Consider the following 20,875-nt stretch of genomic DNA (forward strand, 5'->3'; position numbering starts at 1 on the left):
ATTCGACATACCCGATTTCATATACAACATCCTCCTTCGCCCATGGCCGCCCTGCCCCAGCACCTGGATATTCACCTGATCCGTATCCTCTACCTGCTGCTGGTCGAGAAGAATGTCTCGCGGGTCGCGCTCAAGCTGAACCAACCGCAGCCGTCGATCTCGGCTTCGCTGCGCAAACTGCGCGAACTGACGGGAGACCCGCTGCTCGTGCGCGGCGCGCGCGGCATGGTGCCGACCCAGCACGGCGAAAGCCTGCTGAAACCGGCCAAGCGCATCCTCGACGAAACCGAGAGCCTGTTCGTCAAGAAGTCGGCCTTCGTGCCGGAAGAAGCGGCGCGCACCTTCCATATCGCCGCGCCCGATTACCTCGACACCCAATTTCTGCCCAACGTGGTGGCGGCTGTCAGGCGCGGCTCGCCCAACAGCCGGGTCGCGATCCACGGCATGGGCGCTGGCGCCGACTACCTGCGCATGTTATCGGACGGTGAGATGGACCTGGTGATCGCCAACTGGGACGAGCCGCCTGCCCACCTGCACATCTCGAAACTGTTCGAAGACCCGATCGTCTGCACCATGCGCGCCGACAACCCCTACGCACGGCGCACCGCCGTCGATGCGATGACCATCGAAGACTACCTCAGTTTGCCGCACGTGGCACCCTCGCAGACGCTGCCGGGTTACCACGGCGTGATCGACTCCTTTCTCGCGCGCGCGGGGCACCACCGACGCATCGCGGTCGAGTCGCCCTACTTCGGGCTGATCCCGTATATGCTGACCCAGACCGACCTGGTGCTCACCACCGGCCGCCAGTTCATGCGCTTCTATGAAAAGACGCTGCCGCTGAAGACGTTTACGATGCCGTTGAAATTTCCACCGATGCGCTTTTATCAGCTCTGGCACCAGCGCGTGCACCAGTCGCCGGAACACAAATGGCTGCGCGACCAGGTGAGCCAGGCGGCGCGGGCGCTGGTATCCACCTGAAAGCCGACCATGACCACGCTTGCCAGCCTGAACACCCTTGACGATGCCGCCTTTGCTGCGGCGCTGCACGGCATCTACGAGCATTCGCCCTGGATCGCGGAACGCGCGGCGCCGCGCCGTCCGTTCGCGACCCTCGCCGCGCTCAAGCTTGCGCTGCAGGAGGTCGTGGGCGCAGCAGGCGAAGACGAGCGCCTGGCGCTGCTGCGCGCCCACCCGGAACTGGCCGGCAAGGCGGCGATCGCCGGCGCACTCACGCAAGAGTCGACCGACGAACAAAGGGCATGCGGCCTGAACCTGTGCAGCGTCGACGAGTACGCGCGCCTGCAGGAGCTCAATGCCCACTACAACGAAAAATTCGGCTTTCCCTTCATCCTGGCGGTGAAGGGGCCGACCGGGCGCGGGCTCACGCGTACAGGCATCATCGAAACCTTCGCGCGGCGCCTGAAAAACACGCGCACCGACGAATGTGCCGAGGCACTGCGCCAGGTGCACCGCATCGCCGAGATCCGCCTCAGCGCCCTGCTCGGCGTGGTGCCGGAGCTGGGCGCGCGCGTGATGGACTGGTGCGACACCATCGGCGACTGGAGCGACGCCGACGATGGCCTTACCTGCGCGTATCTCACACCGGCGCACCGGCGCACCGCCGCGCAGATCGCCGCCTGGATGATCGAGGCCGGCATGGGAGCGCATATCGATGGAGTAGGCAATGTGGTCGGCCGCTACGCGTCGAACGACCCGCATGCGAAAACCCTGATGACGGGCTCGCACTACGACACGGTGAAGAATGGCGGCAAGTACGACGGGCGCCTCGGCGTCCTGCTGCCGATTGCGGTTGCCGCCCACTTGCACGCGCGCGGCGAGCGCCTGCCGTTTCACCTGGACGTGGTCGGCTTCGCCGAAGAAGAAGGCGTGCGATATCAAAGCACTTTCCTCGGCAGCAGCGCGATCACCGGGCAGTTCGATGCGGCGCTGCTCGATGCCGTCGATGCCGACGGGGTCCTGCTGCGCGAGGCGATCGTCGGCGCGGGCCACGATCCGGCCGCAATTGCCGCCATGGCCCGCAACAGCGACGACCTGCTCGGCTTCGTCGAGGTGCATATCGAACAGGGACCGGTGTTGCTCGAACGTGGCCTGCCGCTTGGCGTGGTGACGGCGATTGCCGGCAGCTCACGCTACATGGTCGAGCTGCTTGGTGTGGCCAGCCATGCCGGCACCACGCCCATGGGCATGCGGCGCGATGCGGCGGCGGCCGCAGCAGACATTGTGCTGCTGGTCGAAACCCGTTGCAGCGGCGTCGCTTCACTGGTCGGCACGGTCGGCCAGCTGGAAGTGCCGAACGGCTCGGTCAACGTGATTCCCGGCGCCTGCCGCCTGTCGCTCGATATTCGCGCGGCCGATGATGCGGTGCGCCTGGCGGCAGTGGAGGATATCCTGGCCGGGGTCAAGCAGATCTGCGCGCGGCGCGGGATCGAGGAAAAGCTGTGGAAGATCGTCGAAGCCGAGGCGGCGCCCTGCTCCCCGCGCCTGATGGATGCGCTGGGCGCGGCAATCGAACGCCAGGGCGTGCCGCGTTTCGACCTGCTCTCCGGCGCCGGCCACGATGCGATGCAGATGGCGCAGCTCACGCAGGTGGCGATGCTGTTCACGCGCTGCGGGAATGGCGGCATCAGCCACAATCGGCTGGAGACGATGACGGCCGACGATGCCGAGCTCGCAGCCCAGGTGCTGCTCGATTTCCTGCGCCGCTTCGAAGTCAGGGAGTAGGACCAGGACTGGCGGTACCGGGAAGTTTGCCGCGCACCGTCAGCGCGATCGATACCCCGATGGACGCCAGCAGGAGCGGCCCGCCTTCGCTCTGGCCCATTGCAGCATCGGACGCGACAAGGCCGCCGATCACGAACAGTGCGGTCAACCAGATCGCGACGGCGTACAGAACGCAGAGCGCGATCAGCTTGAATGGGTTGCGCTTTGGAGTCGGGGCAAGCGGCATGGCGCGGGGTACGCCGCACACGGGACAGGCCCCCGTGCTGTCATGCAGATCGCTGGCACAGCCCGGGCAATAGACCATTTCCATGTCGCTCCTCTATCGGTGGCAGTCGAGGTGATGTAATGCGAAGGATTGCTGTCATTGCCAGCTTAAGGCCAGCGGCGTCCATGTCAAGGAAAACGAATGATCGAATTGCGCCCGGCCACCTGCGACGACCTCGACCTGCTGTGGGAACTGCGCACACGCGCAGTCGCCCATGCATGCGCAGCGCATTACAGCGAGGCCGTGCTGGCGGTATGGCTCGCCTCGCCGGTGCCCGATTCCTTGCGAGGACTGTTCGCCGACGGCGGCGGCATGGTCGCCATCGAGGACATCAGGATGCTTGGTTACGCCGTGTGGAACGCGGCCAGCGGCGAGGTCGATGGGCTGTTCGTCGAACCGGCGCAGCATGGACGCGGGATTGGGGCGATGCTGATGAACGCCATCGAGAGCGCGGCGCGCGCCGCCGGCTGCGCGCGTCTGTTCCTGTCTGCCTCGCTGAACGCGGTGCCCTTTTACGGGCGAGCAGGCTTCGTCGCGGTGCGCGAGGAGATGTATCCGCACCGCTCGGGCATCGGGATTCCATCGGTCTTCATGGAAAAGCAGCTCGACGGCTTGTAGTACGATTTATTTTGTACGTCGCGCCAGCACCAGCGCGATCCCGCCCAGGATCGCCACCGACGCCAGTACCAGCCGCAGCGTCAACGGCTCGGCCAGCAACAGCACCGCACCAAACGCTGTCATCAAGGGCACCGACAACTGCACCGTCGCCGCCCGCATCGCCGTCAACCCACGCAGCGCCGTGTACCACAACGCATAGCCGACGCCGGAGGTGACCGCGCCCGAGACAATCGCAAGCACGATGCCGGTGGTATCCGCATGCGCCACGCCTGCAAACGGCAGCCACAGCGCGAGCGCGAGCGGCGCCGCGCGCAGGAAATTGCCGGCAGTGGCAAGCAGCGGGTCGGCGCCGCCGCGTCCGCGCAGCGAATACACGCCCCAGGCCGCTCCCGCCAGCGCCATCGACGCCGCGCCAAACAACGGCGGCGCACTGACGCCCGGCAGCACCAGATACACCAGTCCGGCCGCCGCCAGCCCCAGCCCGCACCAGGCCGGCGCCGGGAAGCGCTCGCCGCCCCGCAGCGCCCAGCCGAACATGGTCAGCTGGACGGCGCCGAACAGGATCAGGGCGCCGGTTCCCGCAGGGAGGCTGAGGTAGGCAAAGGAAAAGAAGGCGACATAGGCGAACAGCATCGCCGCCGACATCCAGTCGCCGCCTGTCCCCACGCAGGTCCCCGCGCGCCAGCGCACGATCAGGGCCAGGGCGAACGCCCCCGACACCACGCGCACCGCGCCGAAGCTGGCCGGATCGATGCCGCCGCCGGCCAGCGCCAGCCGGCACAGCAGCGAGTTGGCGGCAAAGGCGAGCATCGCCGCCGCCGTCAACGCGAGCGTGGCCCGGCGCGGCGTATCGCCGGCAGGCTCACGCATCGCTTACTCGAATTCGCGCGGCGGCGCGCGCCTGGCGCTGCTGCGGCTTTTGAGCCAGTCGCGTCCGCCCGCATTCAGGGCCCGGGTCACGACCGCCGGCGGCAGGCTGTACACCGTCGCCCAGGTCGCGCGACCATCCGCCCCGTTCGAGGGAAAACTGCTGGTCTCGATCGGCCAGTTGTACTTGCGTTTCAAGGTACGCACGATGGCCGCCAGCGTGACGCGGCCGCGCAGCGGTTCGGTGCCGGTCTGGTCTTCGTCGGACAGCAGCACCGCCAGCACGGCGCCACGCGCGGTCAGCGGACCGGGAAAGGTAGGGGATTTGCTCGGCATGCGGGCATTTTAGCCTCAGTCCGCCGTTCCGGCCCGCTCCAGCATCGCATGCAGCAGCACGTTGCAGCCCGCCTCCAGGTGTGCCGGCTGCGCATCCTCGATCTCGTTGTGGCTGATGCCGTCCTTGCAGGGTACGAAGATCATGCCCGACGGCGCCACCCGCGCCGTGTAGATGGCGTCGTGACCGGCGCCGGAGACCACGTCCATCGTCGAATAGCCGAGCTTCTCGGTCGCGGCGCGCACCGCAGTCACGCAATCCGGGTGAAAGGGGCAAGGTGGATAGTAGGAGACGCGTTCGATCTCGATGCCGAGACCCGTCTCGCTGCGTTTCTGCGTGACGAACGCCAGCATCTCCTCATGCATCGTGTTCAGCAGCTCGTCGTTCACGTTACGCAGGTCGATGCTGAATTTCACCTGGCCCGGGATGACGTTGCGGCTGTTCGGGAACACCTGCACCATGCCGACCGTTCCGCGTCCGTAGGGCGGATAGCGGTTCGCAATCGCCACGACTTCCTGCATGATGGTGGTGGCCACCTGCAGCGCGTCGCGGCGCAGGCCCATCGGCGTCGGTCCCGCATGCGCTTCCATGCCGCTGACCGTGCAGTCGTACCAGGACAGGCCCATCACGGCCGGCACCACGCCGATCACCTTGTCGGCGTCTTCCAGCACCGGCCCCTGCTCGATGTGGGCTTCGAAGTAGGCGCCGATTGGATGCTGGCCCGGTTCCTCGTCGCCGAGGTAGCCGATACGTTCCAGTTCCTCGCGCACGCTTTTGCCGTCGACGTCCTTCGCCGCGTAGGCGGTCGCGAGGCTGAAGGCGCCGCAAAAGACGCCGGAGCCCATCATCACCGGCACGAAGCGCGAGCCTTCCTCGTTGGTCCAGATGGCGACCTCGAGCGGCGCTTCGGTGACGATATCGTGATCGTTCAGGGTGCGCACCACCTCGATGCCGGCCAGTACGCCGTAGTTGCCGTCGAACTTGCCGCCGGTGGGCTGGGTGTCGACATGGCTCCCGGTGACGATCGGGGGCAAGGCCTTGTTGCGGCCCGGGCGGCGCATGAAGACGTTGCCGATCTTGTCGACCGTGACCGACATTCCCGCGTCCGTTCCCCAGCGGACCACCAGGTCGCGGCCCTGGCGGTCGAGATCGGTCAGGGTGAGGCGCTTGACCCCGCCTTTCGGGGTGGCGCCGATCCGGGCCAGTTCCATCAGGGAGTTCCACAGGCGTTCGCCGTTGATGCGCAGGGTGTCGGGCATGGTCGTTTTCCGGGTGTCGAGGTAGGGGTTTACAAGGGCGCGAACGCGGGACGGTCGATGTGGCGGCCGGCGCCCTCTTCGGCGCGCAAATCGCCGCGCTCGAAAACGAGTTTGCCGGCATGGACCGTGTGGGTCGGGATGCCGCGCACGGTGCGCCCTTCGAAGACGTTGAAGCCGCCTTTCGCGAACTGGGTCTTGCTTGAGATGGTTCGCGTGCCGTTCGGGTCCCAGACAACGATGTCGGCGTCCGCGCCGGCCGCGATCACGCCCTTCCTCGGGTACATATTGAAAATCTGCGCCGCATTGGTCGAGGTGACGCGCACGAATTCCGAAGGCGTCAAGGTGCCCGAATTAACGCCCGCGTCCCAGACCACGGCCATGCGCTCTTCGACCCCGCCGCAGCCGTTCGGGATGCGCGTGAAGTTGTCGGCGCCTGCCGCCTTCTGCTCGGCGCAGAAGGTGCAGTGGTCGGTCGCCGTCGTGTGCAGGTTACCGCCACGCAGGCCCTGCCACAGCGCCTGCTGGTGGTGCGGGCTGCGAAACGGCGGGCTCATCACGTGGGCGCGCGCGAAATCCTCGTCTTCGCTGGCATACACGCTGTCGTCGATCACCAGGTGGCCGGCCAGCGCCTCGCCATACACGCGCTGGCCCTTGGCGCGGGCACGGGTGATGGCCTCGAGCGATTCGGCGCAAGACACGTGCACGATATACACCGGGGTGCCGAGCACGCTGGCGATCGCGATCGCGCGATTCGCCGCCTCGGCCTCGACTTCGGGCGGGCGCGACAACGGGTGGGCCCGGGCGCCGGTGATGCCCTTTTGCAGCAGTTCCTGCTGCAGTTGATAGACCAGCTCGCCGTTCTCCGCATGCACGGTCGGGATCGCGCCCAGCTCGAGCGCGCGCCGGAAGCTTTTCACCAGCGTCTCGTCGTCGGCCATGATCGCGTTCTTGTACGCCATGAAGTGTTTAAAACTGTTCACGCCATGCTCGCGCACCAATGTTCCCATGTCGGCGTGTACCGAGTCGTCCCACCAGGTCACCGCCACGTGGAAGGTGTAGTCGCCGGCGGATTTCCTCGCCCAGCCGCGCCAGGTGCGGTAAGCCTCCATCAGCGACTGCTTCGGATCGGGGATGACGAAATCCATGATCGTCGTCGTGCCGCCGGCCAGACCGGCCGCGGTACCGGTAAAGAAGTCGTCCGCGGTGACCGTGCCCATGAAGGGCAGCTGCATGTGGGTATGGGTGTCGATCCCGCCCGGCATCACATATTGGCCGCCCGCGTCGATGACGGTGGCGTTGGCAGGTGCGTCCAGATGCTCGCCGACGGCCACGATCTTGTCGCCGAAACAGAGCACGTCGCCGCGAAAGGCGCGGTCGGCGTTCACGATGGTACCGCCGCGGATAATCGTCGTCATGGACATTTCCTTGTCAGGTAGGGAATCAGGTAGAAACCTTGGCCGCCGTGCGCGGTGCCGGGGCCGTGCGGCCCTTCATCATGAGGCCATACACGATGGCGGCAATGACGACGCCGATGAACCAGGCATACGTATAGATCGACTTGAAGGTCTCGTCCACATTGGGAAACGAGGCCGGCAGGGCCGCATTCAGGAAGCCCGGCAGGTTCGGCAGCACGCCAGCCGTAAAGGCGACGAGCGCGGCGATGTTCCAGCCGCCACGATAGGTATATTCGCCCTGGTCGCGGTACAGCTGGTCGACGTCGAGTACGGTCTTGCGGATGAAGTAGTAGTCGATGATCATGATGCCGGCGATCGGTCCGAGCAGGGCCGAATATCCGGTCAGCCAGATGAAGATGTAGTTCTGCGTCGTCTCGAGGATTTTCCACGGCATCATCACCAGCGCGAAGCCGGCCGTGATGTAGCCGCCGACACGGTACGAGATCCGCTGGGGCGACAGCGCGGAAAAATCGTAGGCCGGCCCGACCAGGTTCGCGGCCAGGTTGACGCTGGCGGTATCGATCAGCAGGATCAACAGGGCGACCAGCACCGCCACACCCGTCATGCGGCTGGCGACATCGACCGGGTCCCACAGCGCCTTGCCATACAGGACAATCGTGGCCGAGGTGACGGTGACCGCCAGCGCCGCCAGCAATGCCATCGGCAGCGGCAGGCCGAGCGACTGGCCGATGACCTGGTCACGCTGGGTCTTGGCGAAGCGCGTGAAGTCCGGGATGTTCAGCGCCAGCGTGGCCCAGTAGCCGATCATGGCGGTCAGCGACGGCCAGAAGACGCTCCAGAACATGCCCGCTTTCGGGCCGCCTTCGACAAACTGCGACGGCTGGTCGAGCAGCGGTCCGAAGCCGCCGACCTGGCCGTATACCCAGCCGAGCAAGACGAAGCAGATTGCGATCTTCAGGGGCGCGGTATAGGTTTCGAGTTTGCGGATCGACTCCATGCCATGCACGACGAAGTACATCTGGATCGCCCAGAAGGCCAGGAAGCAGGCCAGCTGGCCGGCGTTGATGCCCAGGCCAGGGAGCGCGTCGCCACTGATCGGGCTGCCGAGCAGCACGCCCAGCAGCGTGTAGATCATGCTGCCGCCGAACCAGGTCTGGATGCCGTACCAGCCGCAGGCGACGATCGCGCGCATGAGCGCCGGCAGGCGTGCGCCGCGCGTGCCGAAGGAAGCGCGGGCCAGCACCGCGTAGGGAATGCCGTACTTGGTGCCGGCGTGGCCGATCAGGAGCATCGGCAGCAGCACGATCACGTTCGCGAGGAACACGGTCACGACTGCCTGCCAGGCCGACATGCCGCTTTCGATCAGGCTCGACGCGAGCATGTAGGCGGGAATGCTGATCACCATCCCGACCCACAGCGCGCCGAAGTGGTACCAGCGCCAGGTGCGCTGCGCGGCGCTGGTGGGCGCCAGGTCGTGATTCCAGAGTTCGTTGCTGACAGGGTGTTGCGTCACGATAGGTCTCTCCAAACGGGTTACTGTTGCGACCCAGTGTAGCGCAAACAATTATGCAAACGCGAGCGAGAAAGCTGCCCCGCCCGCCTTGTCGGCTCAGGCGGTTTCGATTGCCGCCGTCGCTCCCGCAATGGTCGGCACCGGCGCAATCTCCGCACGCGGGTTGCGCGGATCCTGCGTCCAGTTCATGTAAGGCTTGCCGGTTTCCTGCGGCACCATCGTGATGCAGGTCTCGACGGGACAGGTGATCTCGCACAGGTTGCAGCCGACGCACTCGTCCCGGATCACCTCGTAGCGGCGCGCGCCGTTATCGAGGACCAACTGCGCGACCGCCTGGTGCGAGGTGTCTTCGCAGGCCACAAAACATTTTCCGCAGCCGATGCACTTGTCCTGGTCGATATGCGCGATCGTCTGGAAATTCATGTCCAGGTATTTCCAGTCGGTGGTGTTCGGCACGGCCTTGCGCGAGAAGGCGGCAATGTTGGCATACCCTTTTTCGTCCATCCAGCGCGACAGGCCGTCCTTCATCTCCTCGACGATCCGGAAGCCATGCAGCATCGCCGCCGTGCATACCTGCACCGAGCCGGCGCCGAGTGCGATGAATTCCGCTGCGTCGCGCCAGTTGCCGATGCCGCCGATGCCGGAAATGGGCAGGTTGCGCGTCGCCGGGTCGCGCGCGATTTCGGCCACCATGTTCAGCGCGATCGGCTTCACGGCCGAACCGCAATAGCCGCCGTGGGTGCTGGCATTTCCTACTGCCGGAAACGCGATCATGCGGTCGAGATCGAGGTGGGTGATCGAGTTGATCGTGTTGATCAGCGAAACTGCATCGGCGCCGCCGGCCAGCGCGGCGCGTGCCGGGGCGCGCACATCGGTGATGTTCGGCGTGAGTTTCACGATGACCGGCAGGCGCGTGTGCTTCTTGCACCAGAGCGTGACCATCTGCACGTAGTCCGGCACCTGTCCCACCGCCGCGCCCATGCCGCGCTCGGGCATGCCGTGCGGGCAGCCGAAGTTCAGCTCGATACCATCGGCGCCGGTCGCTTCCACCAGCGGCAGGATCGCCGCCCATGGCGCCTCCTCGCACGGCAGCATCAAGGACACGATCATCGCGCGGTCGGGCCATGCTTTTTTCACGGCCGTGATCTCGCGCAGATTGATGTCCAGGCTGCGGTCGGTAATGAGCTCGATGTTATTGAAGCCGATGACCTCGCGGTTCTTGCCGTAATGGGCCGAGTAGCGCGAGGAGACGTTCACCGCCGGCGGATCTTCGCCCAGCGTCTTCCACACCACGCCGCCCCAGCCGGCCTCGAAGGCGCGCACCACGTTATACGCCTTGTCGGTTGGCGGCGCGGAGGCCAGCCAGAACGGATTCGGGGATTTGATGCCGCAGAAATCGATGCTCAGGTCGGCCATGCTGCCTCCGCTGCGATGTCGTTGTGGATCGCCAGCGCGGCCAGCTTGCCGTGCTGGACCGCCTGCACCGTCAGGTCCTGGCCGGGCGCGACGCAATCGCCGCCGGCGTAGATGCCGGGCACTTTGGTGCGCAGCGCGCAATCGACGACAATCCTTTCGCCGTCCCGCCACAGGCCCTGGGCCAGCGTATCGAGTTCCGACGGCGGTGCCATCGCCTGGCCGATTGCCTTGAAGACGGCATCGGCCGCAATCTCGATGAAGGCGCCGGTGCGGGTCAGACAGGCATCATTCATGCGGGTTTCCTCGAAACGCATGCCGGCGACGCGACCGGCGCCGTCGAACAGCACCTCCAGCGGCAAGGCCCAGGTCTTGATGCGCACGAAGTGAAGCTTGGCGATTTCTATCTCGTGGCCGGTCGCGCTCATGGCGTCGAAGCCGCGGCGGTAGACCAGGGTCACTTCCTCGGCACCCAGGCGCTTGAGCTGCACGGCCATGTCGATAGCCGTGTTGCCGGCCCCGATGACGATGGCGCGGCGCGGCACCGGCAGGGTTGACAGGTCGCTGGCCTGGCGCAGGGCGGCGATGTAATCGGTGGCCGCCAGCAGGCCCGGTGCGTCTTCGCCGGTCAGGCCGAGGCGGCGGCTGGCGCCCAGGCCGAGGCCCAGGAAGACGGCGTCGAAGCGCGCATGCAGGTCGTGCAACTGCAGGTCGTCGCCGAGCGCCTGGCCGTACTGGATATCGATGCCGCCAATCGAGAGCAGGAAATCGACTTCCTGCCGGGCGAATTCGCCGGGCAGTTTATATTTCGCGATGCCGTACTCGTTCAGGCCGCCGGCCTTCGATTTGGCTTCGAACACGACCACGTCGTGCCCGAGCATGGCGAGGCGGTGTGCACAGGACAGGCCCGCGGGGCCGGCGCCGACCACGGCGATGGTCTTGCCGGTCGAGGGGCTACGTGCGAACGGATGGCCGGTGAAGCGCGCGTTGTCGACGGCGTGGCGCTGCAGCAGGCCGATTTTCACGGGCTCGCGTTCGGCGTAGTGGTTGCGCACGCAGGCGTCCTCGCACAGGATTTCAGTTGGACAGACACGCGCGCAGCTACCCCCAAAGATGTTCTGCTTGAGGATGCCGATGGCGGCGCCGTTGATGTTCTGGTCGTGGATGTTGCGGATGAAGCTGGCGACGTCGATGCCGGTCGGGCAGGCGCGCATGCAGGGGGCGTCGTAACAATAGAGGCAGCGCGCCGCTTCGATGGCTGCCTGGCGGCTTGTCAATGGCGGCGCCAGGTCCGTGAACTGCGCCGCGAGCGCGCCGTGCGAGTCGGCTGCCGGCGGCAGGTGCTGGAGAGTCTCGATCATGTGCATCCCTGGTTTTGTTGGAGTGCTGGTGTTCGACTGCTTCGTACCTGGTGCTGGGTGCTTTGTTTTTCGTGCGACTGATCTTGCTGCAACTATCGACGCGTGGACGGGGGAACCGTCCACGTTACCTCACTGGCGGCGTTGGTTATTTCATCTGCGGGAACGCGAACTCGACGCCGGCACTCGCCGTATTCGGCCAGCGCTGCATCACCGCCTTGTGGCGCGTGTAGAAACGCACGCCCTCGGGTCCGTAGGCATGGTGGTCGCCGAACATGCTGCGCTTCCAGCCGCCGAAGCTGTTGAAGGCCATCGGGACCGGCAGCGGGACGTTCACGCCCACCATGCCGACCTGGATCTGGCGCACGAATTCGCGGGCCACGCCACCGTCGCGCGTGAACACGGCAACGCCATTACCGTATTCGTTGGCGTTGATCAGCTCGACCGCGCTGCCGACGTCCGGCAGGCGCACCACGCACAGCACCGGGCCGAAGATCTCTTCCTGGTAGATGCTCATTTCCGGGGTGACGTGGTCAAACAGCGTGCCGCCGACAAAGAAGCCGTTCTCGCGGCCTTCGACCGTGAAGTTGCGGCCATCGACGACCAGCGTCGCGCCCTGCTCCACGCCTTCGCCGATCAGGCGTTCGATGCGCTGGCGCGCCGCTTGCGTGACGACCGGACCCATTTCGGCACCGTCGCTCATGCCGTCGCCGACTTTCAGATTCGCCGTACGTTCGGCCAGCGCGGCCACCAGCTTGTCGCCGGCGTCGCCGATGGCGACGACCACCGAGATCGCCATGCAGCGTTCTCCGGCCGAACCGTAGGCCGCGCCGATCAGGGCGTCGACCGCCATGCCCATGTCGGCGTCGGGCATGACGACCATGTGGTTCTTGGCGCCGCCGAGTGCCTGCACGCGCTTGCCGTTGGCGCTGCCGCGTGCGTAGATGTATTCGGCGATCGGGGTCGATCCGACGAAGCTGATCGCCTGCACTGCGGGGTTGTCGAGCAGCGCATCGACCGCCACCTTGTCGCCGTGCACCACGTTGAAGACGCCGTCCGGCAGCCCGGCTTGCTTCAGCAGGCGCGCGTGCAGCAGCGATGGCGACGGATCGCGCTCCGACGGTTTCAGCACGAAGGTGTTACCGCAGGCGATCGCCACCGGGAACATCCACATCGGCACCATGACGGGGAAGTTGAATGGCGTGATGCCGGCCACCACGCCCAGCGGCTGGCGCATCGACCAGGCGTCGATGCCGCGCGCGATCTGGTCGGTGAACTCGCCCTTGAGCAGTTGCGGAATGCCGCAGGCGAATTCGACGACCTCGATTCCGCGCGCCACTTCCCCTTGCGCGTCGCTGAAGGTCTTGCCGTGTTCGCGCGTGATCATCGCCGCGAATTCATCGATGTGCTGCTGGCACAACTGCAGGTACTTGAAGAGGATGCGCGCGCGTCCCAACGGTGGCGTGGCCGACCAGGCCGGAAAGGCGGCAGAGGCGGCGAAGACGGCGGCGTTGACTTCGTCGACGCTTGCCAGCGGCACGCGCGCACAAGGCTCGCCGAGCGCCGGGTTGAAGACGTCGGCGTAGCGCTCGCTCGCGGTGTCGACGACATGGCCGCCGATGAAGTGGCCGATGATATCAAGTTGATTCATGTGTTGTCTCTTCTAGTCCAGGTTTTTCAATACGGTGGCCAGCTTGCCGAACAATTCGTCGATATGCTGTTTCTCGAGGATGAGGGGTGGCGACAGCGCGATGATGTCGCCCGTGGTGCGGATCAGGAGGCCGTCGGCAAACGCCTTCTTGAAAGCCTGGAAGGCGCGCACGCCAGGCTTGCCGGGAATCGGTTCGAGCTCGATGCCGGCGATCAGGCCGATCGTACGCAGGTCGATCACGTGCGGCAAGCCTTTCAATGCGTGGACCGCGTCTTCCCAGTACGCCTGGATGCCCTTCGCGTGTTCCAGCACCTGCTGATCCTTGAAGACGTCGAGGGTGGCCAGCGCGGCGGCGCAGGCGACCGGGTGGCCGGAATAGGTATAGCCGTGAAAGAGCTCGATGCCCACGGGCGCTTCCATGAAGGCATCGTGGATGAATTTTTTACTGAACACCGCACCCATTGGGATCACGCCGTTGGTCAAGCCCTTGGCGGTCGTCATCATGTCCGGTTCGACCTCGAAATAGTCGGCGGCGAACGGCGTGGTGAGGCGTCCGAAGCCGGTGATGACTTCGTCGAAAATAAGCAGGATGCCGTGCTTGGTGCAGATGTCGCGCAGGCGTTTCAAATAGCCTTTCGGCGGCACCAGCACCCCGGTGGAGCCGGCGACGGGCTCGACGATGACGGCGGCAATCGTGGAAGCGTCGTGCAGCGTGACCAGGCGTTCGAGTTCGTCCGCCAGCTCGGCGCCGAAGTCCGGCTCGCCGCGCGAGAAGGCATTCTTCAGCAGGTTGTGCGTGTGCGGCAGGTGATCCACGCCGGTGAGCAGCGGACCGAAATGCTTGCGGTTAGGGCCGATACCGCCGACCGACAGGCCGCCGAAACCGACGCCGTGATAGCCGCGCTCGCGCCCGATCAGGCGGGTACGCCCGCCCTCGCCGCGCGCTTTGTGGTAGGCCAGCGCAATTTTCAGGGCGGTATCGACCGCCTCGGAACCGGAATTGGTGTAGAAGACGTGGCCGAACTTGTGTCCGGTGTAGTCCATCAGCTTTTCGGCCAGATCGAATGCGGCCGGGTGGCCCATCTGGAAGGTGGGCGCGAAATCGAGCTGGCCGATCATCTCGCGCACCGCGCTGACGATCTTCGGCTGGGCATGGCCGCAAGGCACGCACCACAGGCCGGCCGTACCGTCGAGGATCTGGTTGCCGTCCACGTCCTTGTAGTACATGCCTTCGGCCGAGACCAGGAGGCGCGGATTGGCCTTGAAGTCGCGGTTGTTGGTGAATGGCATCCAGAAGGCGGACATCGATTCGGGTCTGGATTCGTTCATGCAGGCTCCCCCTGATTTTTTGGTCTGAATGACAAAACGATGAGGCAATCATAACAATGTGCACGCCGGAGCTGAGAATGTAAAGTCCCAAGCCGGCCGGCCCACATATGGGTCGTTGCAAAAATGCAAAAGAATCTGCCGATCCGGTAATATAAACGCGCGCCGTGATGCCGTCATATCGATTTGCGTATATGCGAAGTCAACAGCGATAAACAAAGATGCTAAATCACGCGGCAAGCTGCCAGTGTGACAATGTCAACGCCTTTGATTCAACGCAAACTCAACCATCGCGGGTACGGGATCGTGATGCTTTCCAAGGACCGCCCATGCTTGAGAACTTGCCAACCGTCCTGACCACTGCGCGCCTGACGCTGCGTCCATTCACGGAAGGCGACGCGGCGCCCTTGTTTCGCATCTTTTCCGACGACGAGGTGGTCCGCTTCTGGTCGGCCGGGGCCTGGACCGAGATCGTCCAGGCGGAAGCGATGATCGAGGAAGCGATGGCCGGCTACCAGGAAGGGGGCCTCTGCCGCTATGCCATCACGCTGGCGGACACCGGCGAGCTGATCGGCATCTGCAACCTGCGCGGATTCTTCGAACAGAACCGCCGCTGCGAACTCGGCTATGCACTTGGCAGCGCCCACTGGGGCCGCGGCTATGCCTTCGAGGCACTCGAAGCCCTGCTCGGCCATGCATTCTCCGCGCTCGACATGAACCGCATCGAAGCCGACATCGATCCGCGCAACGATGCCTCGGCACGCTTGCTGGAACGCCTCGGCTTTCGCCAGGAGGGCACCATGCCGGAACGCTGGATCGTCCATGGCGAAAAGGCCGATACCGCGTTCTATGGCTTGCTCAAGCGCTACTGGGACGAGCGCGCGCTGTCCCGTTCGTCGCCCGACGCTGCCGGTTAGCCCCCCAAACCGGCGCTTCGTCGCAGCCGGCTCGCCGGCGTATCCGGGCAGGGTTAAAGTGGCTCCACCAACCTTCAACACGAGGAGCACACGCATGAAAACGACTACCTTCCGATCCTTCGCCGCCGAGCTCGAAGACGCCGCCGAACGCTGCCTGCGCATTCTGCGCGGCGGCCTGCGCACTTTCTCGGCCCTGCCCTGGCCGGCCCTGCTGCTGGCGGCGGTGCTGGTCGCCTGCGCGATTGCGGTGATCCCGACGGCCCTGATGTTGTTCGCGATCTTCCTGGCCGTCAAGTACGCAGTGCTGGCGATCAACGGCGACAAGACGACGCCGATCGAGGACTGACCATGCAAGCCAGCCAGATCAACCGGGCCCTCGATTTCATGCGCGAAGCCCTCACCGAAGCGAGCAAGCTGTGGTGGGCGTTTTTCGACTGGGTCGCGGTGGTCGACTGGCGCAAGCTGGCCCTCACCTGGCTGCTCGCGTTCGTCTTCTTCGGCATGATGAACACGCCGGAGCCGGCGGTCTGGTATTTCTTCCTCTCGTTCGGCATCAAGGTACTGGCCGGCGGCAAGCGCCGCGCCGAGCTGGTGGCAAAAGACGCGACCTTGAAAGCCGAAGTCGCCACGCTCGAGCGGCGCCTGACCGAAGCGCAAATGGCGGCCTTGCAGGCCCAGGTCGAACCGCACTTCCTGTTCAACACGTTGGCCCTGATCGGCCGCCTGATCGAGACCGATCCGCCGGAAGCGGCCAGGGTGCACGCCTACCTGATCTCCTACCTGCGTTCGAGCCTGCCGCAGATGCGCTCCTCCGGCGGCGCCACGCTCGGCAAGCAGCTGGAACTGTCGCGTGCCTATCTCGCGATCATGCAGGCACGCATGAAAGAGCGCCTCGCGCTGCGCTTCGAGGTGCCGGACTTCCTCGGCAGCGCACCCTTCCCGCCGATGATGCTGCAAACCCTGATCGAAAACGCGATCAAGCACGGCCTCGAACCGAAGATCGAAGGCGGCACCATCACGGTGCGAGCCCGGGTCGACGGCGCCATCCTGATCGTGGATGTCTGCGACGACGGCATCGGCATCGACCTGCACGCCGACGACGGCGTGGGCCTGGCCAACATCCGCGAACGCCTGCACCTGCTGTACGGCACCCGGGCCGAGCTGGTGATCGAGGCCCCACCGGGCGGCGGTGCCTGCGCCTCGGTGCGCATTCCCTACCAGATGATGGAGGGCGCATGATGCGCGCGACCGCCCTGATCGCCGACGACGAAGCCCCGATGCGCGAGCAGCTGCGCGCGCGCCTGGCGCAAGTCTGGCCCGAACTCGATGTGGTGGCGGTCGCCTCGAACGGCATCGAAGCCGTGGAACTGGCCGCACGCCACCAGCCGCAGATCGCCTTCCTCGATATCCGCATGCCCGGCATGGGTGGCATCGAGGCGGCGCGCCAGCTCTACGACCGCTGTCACATCGTCTTCGCCACTGCCTACGACCAGTACGCGCTCGACGCCTTCGAGCAGGGCGCGATCGACTACCTGCTCAAACCCGTGACGGCCGAGCGCCTCGCCACCACCTGCGAACGCCTGCACCGGCGCCTGCCGCAAGCGCCACAAGACATCGGCGCCCAGCTCGCCCAACTGGGCAGCCTGCTCCAGCAGCAGGGCACGACGCAGAAGCGCTCTTACCTGCGCTGGATCCAGGCGCAGGTGGGCGGCAGCCTGCGCATGGTCAGCACGCGCGAGATCCTGTTTTTCCAATCCGATGAAAAATACACGCGAGTGCAAACAGCGACTGCCGAACTTCTGATCCGCAAAACGCTCAAAGAACTGGCCGACGAACTCGACCCAGACGAATTCTGGCGCATCCACCGCTCGACCCTGGTGCGGGTGGATGCGATCGCCGAAGTGGCGCGCGACATCCGCGGACGCCAGATGCTACGGGTGCGAAACTATCCGCACGAGCTGGAGGTAAGCCGGAATCATTCGCACCTGTTTCAGCAAATGTGATCTTTTGCGGCCGTGCGGGTGTACGATTCGTTAACTATTGGTTACCGGAGGATCTTGATGTCGTCGACACCCAAGAACACCATTGCCACCGTTACTCCGTGCCTGTGCTACCGCAACGCCTACGCCGCGATCGACTGGTTGTGCGAGGTATTCGGCTTCGAGCGGCACCTGGTTGTCGAAGGCGACAACGACACGGTCGCCCACGCCCAGCTGTCGTTCGGTAACGGCATGATCATGCTCGGCTCGGTCCGCCTTGACTCCGCCTACGGCGCCCTGCTCGCCCAGCCGGACGAGATCGGCGGGCGCCAGACCCAGACCATTTACCTCACCGTGAACGACGCCGATGCCGTACATGAACGTGCGGTACGGGCGGGTGCGGCGATCATCGTCGCACTGACGGACGAAGAGTATGGCGGGCGCGGGTTTACCTGCCGCGATCCGGGCGGGCATATCTGGAGTATCGGGACGTATGATGCGTGGCAGGCGGGTGAGTGACGTGCTTGAACTACTTCCGAATTGCGAATAGAAAAGCAAACTTTATTGTCGAAAGGAGCCGTCATGTCTCGTGCAGTGCATTTCGAAATCCATGCTACCAATCCTCAGGCGCTGATCGATTTTTATTCGGGTTTGTTCGGCTGGTCGTTCAGCAAGTTCCCGGTTGGGGAATATTGGATGATTAGCACGGGACCGGACAGCCAGCCGGGCATCAATGGCGGCTTGCTGCCACGTCCAGGACCGGCGCCGGGACCGATGGCGTCGCCGAATGCGTTTGTGATTACGGTCGATGTCGATGAGCTGGACGCGTCGCTATCCAGGGCGCAGGGTGGCGGGGGATTGTTGTGCGTGCCGAAGATGGCGATCCCTGGAGTTGGGTGGCTGGCGTACGTGAAGGATCCGGATGGGAATATCTTTGGGATGATGCAGATGGATGCAGGAGCAGCTTGAGGGTGGTGTTCACAGCGCGTCCAGATGCCATCCCGAACCGAGCGCAGACACTGATTTACCGAGCAATTCGCCACTGCTTACCGCATGCATTCCGCACAAATCTCCCTCAACATAACGATACTTATGCCGCCACCTTGTTCGACCGTCTCCCCAGCGGTCGATGTTTGCTGACCAAATCCACGTAAACCTCCTTGCCGGTTGTTCTCTTGATTCGCCCAGGATAGAGGTAAAATATCAGATATGCTCGTACAGCAAGTCCAATACTGAGCCAACTGACCGGAAGCATTGCTACCATCAAGAAGATGTGTACAAATGGAATTCCAATAAATTTACAGACCTGACTCATAATCGGAATCATTAGCAAAGCGATAAAAATAAATAGAACAAAATAGCGGTCTCGCGGTGTTTGCGAAAATTTATAATATTTACTAAGAATATAATCATCGCCACGACGCATGTAATAGACCGCGTCTGACTCCTCCTCATAAATTACCGCCCGCAAAACCTCATCACTAAACACATTTTTGTACAAAACCATGAATTTTCGACACCAGAAGAAATGTGTTAAGCCATAAATCAAAAAGATAGCTACTCTTACCCAATAAGGTGCTTTTCCATAAATAACCGCTGCCGCGAACGGAACGACAGCCAGAAACGAAATACCTGCAACACCTAACAGCGATATTCCATAATATTTAGCTTTCCACCCCCATCGAAAAATTGCCGAGATTAAAGCCAAAACCAGTGAGATCGCCAGGATCAAGCCAATAAAAAGCACAATGGGATTTTTTCTCAGTGGAATTTCCGGAGCTGCGCCCCAAGCTAACGGAGCACTGATAATGACCAAGGCAAGCAAGGTTCCAGCGTTAAGACTTGCAAACTTTGATGGCTTCAATAATGCTGGGTTGATGGCATCCAAATTTCTCACAATACAACCTCCTCTTCACTCCAGAGCAACTTTTTCCTCAAATAATCCCAATGGTACTGAACACTTTGCCTCATGCGTTCAGCTAGCACAGCAGACAGGCCATCTTGATGCGATTCACCAACAACCATCCTTCCCAATTTTTTATCAAGAGCATCGACCCCGTAGTTCACCGCAACACCTACCCCTATCGTTATCGCGCCCACAGCGATAACAGACAAACTCGTGCCAAGAAAAAACATGACAAGTAACACTAAGCAAGTGACAATGAGTACTGTTACCGCAGCGCTAAATAGAGACTTTATAACAGTTGTCAACAACGAGGCGGCGAGATCGTAACCATCCTTTGAGACATCGCCCTGCCATTCTGCCAATGCTGCAGCACTTCCAAAAATAAAACTGACCAGTGCATTCCCCTTAAACGTTCCAGCTACTCCGTTGACAGTTGACTTAAGTGTGCTGCCTGCCTTACCAGCACCACCGAAAATGCTCATGATGCGGTCATGTCCGGATCCAAATCCTCCGGGTCCAAAAACCTTGTTATGCTTGCTATATCCAGAAAAATAGAATTTCGCCTTTCCTTTCACGTAATGAATTTTGGCTTTGACAAGCTTAAGACCATCGTGCCTTTTACCATCGATGCTTGCTCTGAGCCACTCCCAGTTATCACCCACGTATGCACCAGCACCACTGAGTTGTCCGAGGAGCCAGTTACGTGTTGCAATATTGTTTGGATCGATATCTGCCCATCCAGATTGTCCGCCACCGCCTTTCAATGCATTCCATACATCACTCGGAATTCCTTTCACGTCACCATCTACAACACAGACCAATGCACAGTCCTCTTCGACTGGGGCCGCTATCGGTCGAACGTCCATGGAATGGCGGACGCTCTGAGATGTATTAAATTTAAGAGTATTCTTGTTTTGTACTGCACGACTGGATGAATGAGAATCGGCGCCAAATGCAACGATGATAGGATCCGGCTTAGTCTTGGGGTCGGAATTATATTGCCGGACGTCGAGCTTAGCTGGCTCAATCTTCAAAACAAGCTTTCCACCAGACTTTAACAGCAGCGCCCCATTAAAATCACGAGCAATCCAAAGATGAAGACGATCTCCATCATTAAAGGAAACGCACCGCGCGCTTTTTCCTGGCACCAATTTCTTCTCATCGGCATTATAAAAGTCTGATCCGTTAGACTCAACTGTATAATTCCGTTGTTGACCGAGTTTTATCTCAAAAATAACGTCTCGGTGCTTTCGCAGAATGATTTTCACTTTATCGCTAGAACGCCAGCACGCGACTTGCTCGCCAGGTA

Annotated in this window: 21 protein-coding genes; 9 read left to right on the plus strand and 12 right to left on the minus strand. The window is 63.0% G+C overall.

Features of this window, described 5'->3' with window-relative positions:
- The first annotated feature begins 42 nt into the window (after positions 1–42).
- Together ACHAC9_RS08770 and ACHAC9_RS08775 are read left to right on the plus strand one after the other, a co-directional pair.
- Complete coding sequence (locus ACHAC9_RS08770; protein WP_435759170.1) at positions 43–981, plus strand: LysR substrate-binding domain-containing protein; 939 nt, start codon at positions 43–45, stop codon at positions 979–981.
- Positions 982–990: 9 nt separating this feature from the next.
- On the plus strand, positions 991–2,745 hold the full coding sequence (locus ACHAC9_RS08775) for an allantoate amidohydrolase (protein WP_435759172.1): 1,755 nt from the start codon (positions 991–993) through the stop codon (positions 2,743–2,745).
- Here ACHAC9_RS08775 and ACHAC9_RS08780 read toward each other — a convergent pair.
- Entirely contained in the window at positions 2,735–3,055 is a 321-nt protein-coding gene (locus ACHAC9_RS08780) for a hypothetical protein (protein WP_435759174.1), read from the minus strand. The two genes, ACHAC9_RS08775 and ACHAC9_RS08780, sit on opposite strands and share 11 nt — an antisense overlap.
- A gap of 96 nt (positions 3,056–3,151) precedes the next feature.
- Here ACHAC9_RS08780 and ACHAC9_RS08785 point away from each other — a divergent pair, with 96 nt between their 5' ends.
- On the plus strand, positions 3,152–3,628 hold the full coding sequence (locus tag ACHAC9_RS08785; RefSeq protein WP_435759176.1) for a GNAT family N-acetyltransferase: 477 nt from the start codon (positions 3,152–3,154) through the stop codon (positions 3,626–3,628).
- A gap of 6 nt (positions 3,629–3,634) precedes the next feature.
- Here the strand turns inward: ACHAC9_RS08785 and ACHAC9_RS08790 are convergent, their stop codons facing one another.
- From ACHAC9_RS08790 to ACHAC9_RS08830, 9 genes are all read right to left on the minus strand, one after another.
- Entirely contained in the window at positions 3,635–4,498 is an 864-nt protein-coding gene (locus ACHAC9_RS08790) for a DMT family transporter (protein ID WP_435759178.1), read from the minus strand.
- Between the two features lie 3 nt (positions 4,499–4,501).
- The gene (locus ACHAC9_RS08795) at positions 4,502–4,831 is read right to left on the minus strand and encodes a hypothetical protein (protein WP_435759180.1); all 330 of its coding nucleotides are present in this window, start codon (positions 4,829–4,831) and stop codon (positions 4,502–4,504) included.
- 15 nt (positions 4,832–4,846) lie between these two features.
- Positions 4,847–6,088, minus strand: a complete 1,242-nt coding sequence (locus ACHAC9_RS08800) for a Zn-dependent hydrolase (RefSeq protein WP_435759182.1) — start codon at positions 6,086–6,088, stop codon at positions 4,847–4,849.
- Between the two features lie 29 nt (positions 6,089–6,117).
- Positions 6,118–7,503, minus strand: a complete 1,386-nt coding sequence (hydA, locus tag ACHAC9_RS08805; protein ID WP_435759184.1) for a dihydropyrimidinase — start codon at positions 7,501–7,503, stop codon at positions 6,118–6,120.
- 25 nt (positions 7,504–7,528) lie between these two features.
- Positions 7,529–9,016: an NCS1 family nucleobase:cation symporter-1 gene (locus ACHAC9_RS08810; RefSeq protein ID WP_435759186.1), complete on the minus strand. Its 1,488-nt coding sequence runs from the start codon at positions 9,014–9,016 to the stop codon at positions 7,529–7,531.
- Between the two features lie 96 nt (positions 9,017–9,112).
- The gene (preA, locus tag ACHAC9_RS08815; protein ID WP_435759188.1) at positions 9,113–10,432 is read right to left on the minus strand and encodes an NAD-dependent dihydropyrimidine dehydrogenase subunit PreA; all 1,320 of its coding nucleotides are present in this window, start codon (positions 10,430–10,432) and stop codon (positions 9,113–9,115) included.
- A complete protein-coding gene (locus ACHAC9_RS08820; RefSeq protein ID WP_435759190.1) occupies positions 10,420–11,790 on the minus strand; it encodes an NAD(P)-dependent oxidoreductase in 1,371 nt (456 codons plus the stop codon). Before ACHAC9_RS08820 ends, preA begins: the two co-directional genes overlap by 13 nt.
- Positions 11,791–11,935: 145 nt before the next feature.
- Positions 11,936–13,438, minus strand: a complete 1,503-nt coding sequence (locus ACHAC9_RS08825; RefSeq protein ID WP_435759192.1) for a CoA-acylating methylmalonate-semialdehyde dehydrogenase — start codon at positions 13,436–13,438, stop codon at positions 11,936–11,938.
- A gap of 12 nt (positions 13,439–13,450) precedes the next feature.
- Entirely contained in the window at positions 13,451–14,767 is a 1,317-nt protein-coding gene (locus ACHAC9_RS08830) for an aspartate aminotransferase family protein (protein ID WP_435759194.1), read from the minus strand.
- A 326-nt stretch (positions 14,768–15,093) separates the two neighbouring features.
- Between ACHAC9_RS08830 and ACHAC9_RS08835 the strand changes: the two genes are divergently transcribed.
- The 6 genes from ACHAC9_RS08835 (at position 15,094) to ACHAC9_RS08860 (ending at position 18,629) form a co-directional block, all read left to right on the plus strand.
- The gene (locus tag ACHAC9_RS08835) at positions 15,094–15,681 is read left to right on the plus strand and encodes a GNAT family N-acetyltransferase (protein ID WP_435759196.1); all 588 of its coding nucleotides are present in this window, start codon (positions 15,094–15,096) and stop codon (positions 15,679–15,681) included.
- 94 nt (positions 15,682–15,775) lie between these two features.
- Entirely contained in the window at positions 15,776–16,027 is a 252-nt protein-coding gene (locus ACHAC9_RS08840) for a hypothetical protein (RefSeq protein WP_435759198.1), read from the plus strand.
- A 2-nt stretch (positions 16,028–16,029) separates the two neighbouring features.
- On the plus strand, positions 16,030–16,920 hold the full coding sequence (locus ACHAC9_RS08845) for a sensor histidine kinase (RefSeq protein ID WP_435759200.1): 891 nt from the start codon (positions 16,030–16,032) through the stop codon (positions 16,918–16,920).
- Positions 16,917–17,684 (plus strand): LytR/AlgR family response regulator transcription factor, encoded by a 768-nt coding sequence (locus ACHAC9_RS08850; RefSeq protein ID WP_435759202.1) that lies wholly within the window; start codon positions 16,917–16,919, stop codon positions 17,682–17,684. The genes ACHAC9_RS08845 and ACHAC9_RS08850 overlap by 4 nt, the downstream gene beginning before the upstream one ends.
- Before the next feature lie 57 nt (positions 17,685–17,741).
- Positions 17,742–18,179 carry a VOC family protein gene (locus ACHAC9_RS08855; RefSeq protein WP_435759204.1) on the plus strand — a complete coding sequence of 146 codons (438 nt, stop codon included), beginning with the start codon at positions 17,742–17,744 and terminating at the stop codon, positions 18,177–18,179.
- A gap of 63 nt (positions 18,180–18,242) precedes the next feature.
- Positions 18,243–18,629 carry a VOC family protein gene (locus ACHAC9_RS08860; protein ID WP_435759206.1) on the plus strand — a complete coding sequence of 129 codons (387 nt, stop codon included), beginning with the start codon at positions 18,243–18,245 and terminating at the stop codon, positions 18,627–18,629.
- Between the two features lie 121 nt (positions 18,630–18,750).
- Here ACHAC9_RS08860 and ACHAC9_RS08865 read toward each other — a convergent pair whose 3' ends face one another.
- Positions 18,751–19,557 carry a hypothetical protein gene (locus tag ACHAC9_RS08865; protein ID WP_435759208.1) on the minus strand — a complete coding sequence of 269 codons (807 nt, stop codon included), beginning with the start codon at positions 19,555–19,557 and terminating at the stop codon, positions 18,751–18,753.
- Positions 19,554–20,834 carry a hypothetical protein gene (locus ACHAC9_RS08870; RefSeq protein ID WP_435759210.1) on the minus strand — a complete coding sequence of 427 codons (1,281 nt, stop codon included), beginning with the start codon at positions 20,832–20,834 and terminating at the stop codon, positions 19,554–19,556. The genes ACHAC9_RS08865 and ACHAC9_RS08870 overlap by 4 nt, the downstream gene beginning before the upstream one ends.
- Positions 20,835–20,875: the final 41 nt, after the last annotated feature.

The sequence above is a fragment of the Massilia sp. CMS3.1 genome, assembly GCF_051262535.1.
Taxonomy (GTDB): Bacteria; Pseudomonadota; Gammaproteobacteria; order Burkholderiales; family Burkholderiaceae_D; genus Telluria.